General features: G+C 67.7%; 5 protein-coding genes. All 5 read right to left on the bottom strand.

Annotated features, from left to right (window positions below):
- A partial coding sequence (locus QZV94_RS23295; protein ID WP_293682584.1) for a helix-turn-helix domain-containing protein occupies window positions 1-1,245 on the bottom strand: 1,245 nt, incomplete at its 3' end.
- Between the two features lie 461 nt (window positions 1,246-1,706).
- Complete coding sequence (locus QZV94_RS23290; protein WP_293682582.1) at window positions 1,707-1,952, bottom strand: DUF2274 domain-containing protein; 246 nt, start codon at window positions 1,950-1,952, stop codon at window positions 1,707-1,709.
- A gap of 352 nt (window positions 1,953-2,304) precedes the next feature.
- Window positions 2,305-3,537, bottom strand: coding sequence for a TrbI/VirB10 family protein (locus tag QZV94_RS23285; protein ID WP_293682580.1), 1,233 nt, complete (start codon window positions 3,535-3,537; stop codon window positions 2,305-2,307).
- Complete coding sequence (gene trbG, locus QZV94_RS23280; protein WP_293682578.1) at window positions 3,534-4,529, bottom strand: P-type conjugative transfer protein TrbG; 996 nt, start codon at window positions 4,527-4,529, stop codon at window positions 3,534-3,536. Before trbG ends, QZV94_RS23285 begins: the two co-directional genes overlap by 4 nt.
- The coding region (gene trbF, locus QZV94_RS23275; RefSeq protein WP_293682576.1) for a conjugal transfer protein TrbF at window positions 4,526-4,957 on the bottom strand (432 nt) is incomplete at its 5' end. The genes trbG and trbF, both read right to left, overlap by 4 nt.

Genomic DNA, 4,957 nt, shown 5'->3' with positions numbered 1-4,957 from the left:
GATCCCATGGAATCCGACCCGGCTGAACCAACTGCCATAGGCGCCCTCGCGGACCAGCCGGCGCAATGGCGCATCGATCTTCTGCCAGACCGGATCGTCCACCCCTGGCGCGGCCATCAACGCCGGCGGCGGTTCGGGCGGCGGGATGTCCCCCTTGGCCTTGAGCACCCGGGCGAAGTTGAGCCGCAGGTCCGGCGCTCCTTTCGGCTCATAGGAGGCCATCCGGCCGAAATATTTGCACGGGCTGCGGACGTCCGGGTCCTCGATGGCGATCGCCAGCATGGCGACGGCGCGGACGCCGTGCCGCTTCAGCGCCCAAGCGAAGGTCTGGTCGTTGTTCCGCTCCCGCTCGGGCAAGAGGTCATCGACGGCCGCCGCCACACGGGCGAGGTCGGCAGGTGACATGCTGGCTGGGTCGGCCACCGCCGCAGGCCCGACCAGCGCGCCGATGCGGGGAGAGACCTGGAAGGCGGCCCTAAGCTCCTGGCGGACCATTTCCGCGGGCGCGGACCCTTCCGAAAAGGTGCTGGAGAAACCGCTTGCTCCCTCCGGAGAGCAAATGGCGCTGTCCCGTCCGCTGCTGCGAGGCCTGCCCGAGGATTTGGTGTCCTGGCGGTGCGCGGCGGACGCAGGCCGCCGCTCATCAGATTGGTGTCGCGCTGAAGGCGCGTCCTTTCCTCGTACAGAAGAACTGCCGTTCTGATGGGACTGTTCTAGGTGAGTGAATCTTGGCGCCCGGGCGGTAGTTCTTTCATTGAAGACGATAGGTTCGGAATAGGCGGCCCTCCGGGCCTGAGCGGCTTCGCGGACGGCGAGATCCGCCGCCTCCAATTCGTCCAGCCGCGCCACAAGGGGGGCGAGGTCATAGGCCTCGACGCCGGCCGGCCGATTGGCGCGAGTGTAGTCGCGCACCATGAAGCCGGCGGCCTCCAGGGCGCGCCTGTGGGCCCGGGCGTTGCTCTCGGTGCAGCCCAGATAGTCGGCGATCAGGCTGGTCCCCGGCCACACGGTCGCCACGTCCTGCTCCAGCCGATCCTGGTTGAGGTGCTCGACATAGAGGAGCAGCGTCATCCGCTGCTGCACGGTGAGCGTGGGCGTGCCCTTCAGCACTGCCGCGGCGATCCGCGCGACGGAGACGCCCGGCTGCCAGCGCCAGGCCCGGGCCTGCGCGCAGACCGCGTCAAAGTTAGGGGCGCGCTTGGCGAAACCTGGTCGCCAGTCATCGCCCGATAAGGCCGTTCGCATGTCGTCCCTTCCTAACTGGGACGAGGCCGTTTCGCGGTCGCGAAACCGGCAGGCAAAAGACCATAGGTCTCCTGTTCGAGGCCTTGACGACGCAAAAAGCGCCGCTTAGGCTTACTCGATCAAATCAAGCCGCTACCACACGGCGCCTGCGATTTCCGAGAGCCTCCCGCGCCAACGGGGGGCTCTCGCCGTTTAGGGGTCTCGTCTAGGTCAAGATGAAGTCCTCTGAGGCGACCAGGCGCGCGCGGAGGGTCCGCCACGCGACTCAGTCGACGACAGCGTTCAGTGAGTCTGACGATTCCTAAAGGCTTGGAATTGCACCCTTTTGGCCAAAAAGGGCCGATTCGGGCGGTTGACGCCGTTCGGGAAACGAGTCCGCCAAGCTACGACTCAGCCCGCTAGGGATTGTGGTCGCCCGCACCCGATCACCCACCTGTAGCGAAAACCCGAACAGGGTGCCGTTACGACGAGGCCGGTTGCGCCTTGCGCCAAGCCTGAAAGCCTTTGTCGGCATCGATGAAGGCCGCGAGGATGTGGGGCACCAGTTGGTCGAGCTCGAGGGTCTGGTCATTGGCCTGGGCGAAGGCCCGCTGATAGTCGGCCAGATCAACGGCGAGCTTGCCCTTCAGCTTCAAGCGCAGGTCGGTCGTCTTCTCCTCGAGATCGATCTTGCCCAGGGCGAGGGCGGTCTTGGCGGTGCGCGTCATGGGCGTCTCCTTGAGTGGCCTGGAGGAAGCGGTCGATCGCTGTGAAAGCGAAGTCCGTGAGCTTGAGGTTGAGGGCGTCGGTCTGTCGCCGGATCCGCACGCACAGGGGTTTGGACAGCCGCACCGAGACGCGGTCCTTGGCGCCGCGCACGGCCGGGAAGGTCACCGCCTCGCCGCCGTCGAGCGCCTCGACGAGCTCGCGGAAAGCGCGTTCGTAGATCAGCCGAACACAGCCGCGAGGGTTCTTGCGGGTGTTCAGGCGCTCGGCGGTGTCGAGCATGTCCTGGTGGAGGCCTTCAGGCAGGAAGAGGCCGAGCTTTTCTGCAGATGGGGTCACGGGAAACACTCACGCTTACGGGTACGGGGCGAGGATCATGTCCTTGCTGACGAGCACGCGGACGGGCCAACCCGCGCGGACGCGCAAGGTGGGCTGACGATTGAGATCGCGGCCGGTGATCTGCTGGCCAACCTGCTGGGCGGCGTTGGAAACGCCGCTGCCGGCCGAGTTGATGACGAGGGCCCCGGAGCTGCGGTTGCCGGCGTCCTGGGCGGCGGCCGCCCCGACGCTGAACAGGGTCGAGAGGATGACGCCACGGGCCAGCTGGCCAAAGTGGCCGTCAGTCTTGTCCTGAAGGCCCGCCGCGCCTGACAGATCGGCGCCCGCCATCGACCCGATGTTGATCGAGCGGCCATCGGGCATGATGATCCGGTTCCAGGCGATCAGGGCCCGGTTCTGGCCGTAGGCGATCTGGCTGTCGTACTGGCCGATAAGACGCGACCCCTGCGGGATCAGCACCGTCCGTCCGGTCTTGTGGTCGTAGACCGGCTCGGTGACCTGAGCGATCACCTGGCCAGGCAGATCGGAATTGATCGCCGTGACGAGGGCGGCCGAGATGATGCTGCCCGCCTTCACTTCCCACGGGCTCAGCGCCGGCTGCAAAGGATTGGTCAGGTAGTCGTCCGTCCGGGCGTTGGCGGCGAACTGCCGTTTGGCCGCCTGGCCGTTGGCGGGCTGCACCTCGGCGACCGCCGGCTCCCCCGCGGCCCCTGCGGACGCCGCGATCGGGCGAGCGAGCGCGGCAAGATCTCCAGCCGGCGCCGTGGCCGCCGCCGCCGGCGGTCCACCGAAGAAGGGGCCGGAGGACCGCGCGGCAAGGGCCTGTTCCCGCGCCGCCTGGACACCAGGATCCACCTGGCCAAGCGGCGGAGGCGGAGGTGGCGTCCCCGCCGGTAAGGCTCCGGGGGCGCCTTCCGGAGGCGGCAGGGCGGCGGTCCCGGGCAGGGCCTGAGTCTGCAGTGCGGGATCGGCGTAGCCGGCCGCATATTTGGTGGAGATAGCGGGCGTCTGAACCTGGCCGGTGTCGGCGGCGTCGGACAGCGCGTCAGGTCGCGCCTGGGGCGCATGGGCGCCGCCAAAGCCAAGATAGAAGCCAAGCGCCACGATCCCGGCGAGCCCCGTGGCGCTGGCGATCAGGTACTTGCGGTTCCAGCGCGTCACCGGGGTTCGCGGAGCGGCCAGGACACTCTCCGGCGCCGCCTTGCGCGGATGCGACGCCAAGGGCGGATCAGGCGGAAGGTGGGTCATGATCCACCCCCTTCGCCGGTGCGGGTGATGCGCACGACGGTCTGCTTGCGCTCGCCAAGCCTCAGCTCGGCGACGTCGATCAGCCGGTCCACGACATAGTAGCCGCCGAGGTAGCGGTAGTTGACGAGCTGGGCCTGCTTGTCGGGGCCGATCAGGAAGAGCGGCGGCGCCTCGGTCGTGGCCATGTCGCGCGGGAACTGGATGTAGGTCTTCAGGCCGTCGTCAAAGACGCGAACCGGCTGCCAGCGCGGTGCGCGAAAGCCACTGGCCTTGATGCGGTAGCCGAAGTGCAGGGAATCCACGGCCAAGCCCGATGCGGCGATCCCTCGGCTTTCTGCCGCCTGGGCTGCTTGCGCCTCGCGGGCTTCCTCTTGCGGATAGTTCCAGGCGACAACGCTGGTGTAGGTGTCGCCCTCGTGACTGACGGCCTCGAGTAGATAGGTCCGTTGGTCGGTCGTCAGGATGATGTTCGTGCGCAGGCCGCCGCGGATCGGCTTGACCATCACGATGACCTGCTGGGTCGCGCCGGATCCTTGAACGGTCTCCCCAAGCACCCAGCGGACGGTGTCGCCAGCCGCTTTGGAAACGAGCTTTTCTCCCGGGCGCAGCGAGATCGCGGTCAAGAAGCGCGGGCTGGTGTTGACGGTGTAGAGCCGTCCCGGTTCGAAGTCGTAGTAGAGCGCGGCGTTCACATAGGAGCCTGCCCTGGGGTAATCGCGCGCGCTGCTGTTGGCCGACTGGACCGTCGTCAGGGCTGTTGGCCGCGCATAGGTGCGGGGCGGCGACCGACGTTTCGGGGCCGGCCGGGCGGTCGAGGAGGGCGCCCACTCGGCGAGGGTGACCGGCGCTTGAGCCACGGGCCGGGCAGGCGCTGTCGTCCCCGAGCGGGGGGCGATGGTCTGCGCCGCCGACGGGCTCGCGGACGCCGCTAGCAACACGAGCAAGCCCGCCGCAGCGCCCATGGAAATCCGTCTGGTGGACAAGGCGCTCATAGCTCACGACTCCATTGAAACTCGGTGATGTAGATCCCCAGCGGGTTGGCCCTCAGCTCGGCCTCGTTCTTCGGCGCCACGACCTTGGTCGTGAACAGGCCCGTCCAGGCCTCCGTCACGCCGGAGGTCCCGGCGTTGAACTGCGTCTCGCGCCATTGGACCTGGTACGTGTGTGCGCTGCGCGGCAGCACCGACACGATCTCGACATTCACCGCTTGGGTGCCGGCGTTGGCGAAGGGGTCGTTGGCCTTGGCGAAGGCGTTCAGCTGTCCGATCGCCGGGCCGGAGACGAAGTGATAGGCCGCCGTCCAATTGTCCCGGATGACGATGGGGTCGATGCTCTTCGAGCGGGTCCGCCGGACCCAGTCCGCGAGGAAGTAGCCGGTCTCGGCCGTCGTGGGCTCATAGGTTCGGCCGGCCATCTCGAT

The sequence above is a fragment of the uncultured Phenylobacterium sp. genome (assembly GCF_902826855.1).
Taxonomy (GTDB): Bacteria; Pseudomonadota; Alphaproteobacteria; order Caulobacterales; family Caulobacteraceae; genus Phenylobacterium.
This window is presented reverse-complemented; position numbering and strand designations above follow the sequence as displayed.

Coding starts and splice junctions, on each gene's coding strand:
- trbG (WP_293682578.1), bottom strand. CDS start 4,529: ATGAGCGCCTTGTCCACCAGACGGATTTCCATGGGCGCTGCGGCGGGC.
- QZV94_RS23290 (WP_293682582.1), bottom strand. CDS start 1,952: ATGACGCGCACCGCCAAGACCGCCCTCGCCCTGGGCAAGATCGATCTC.
- QZV94_RS23285 (WP_293682580.1), bottom strand. CDS start 3,537: ATGACCCACCTTCCGCCTGATCCGCCCTTGGCGTCGCATCCGCGCAAG.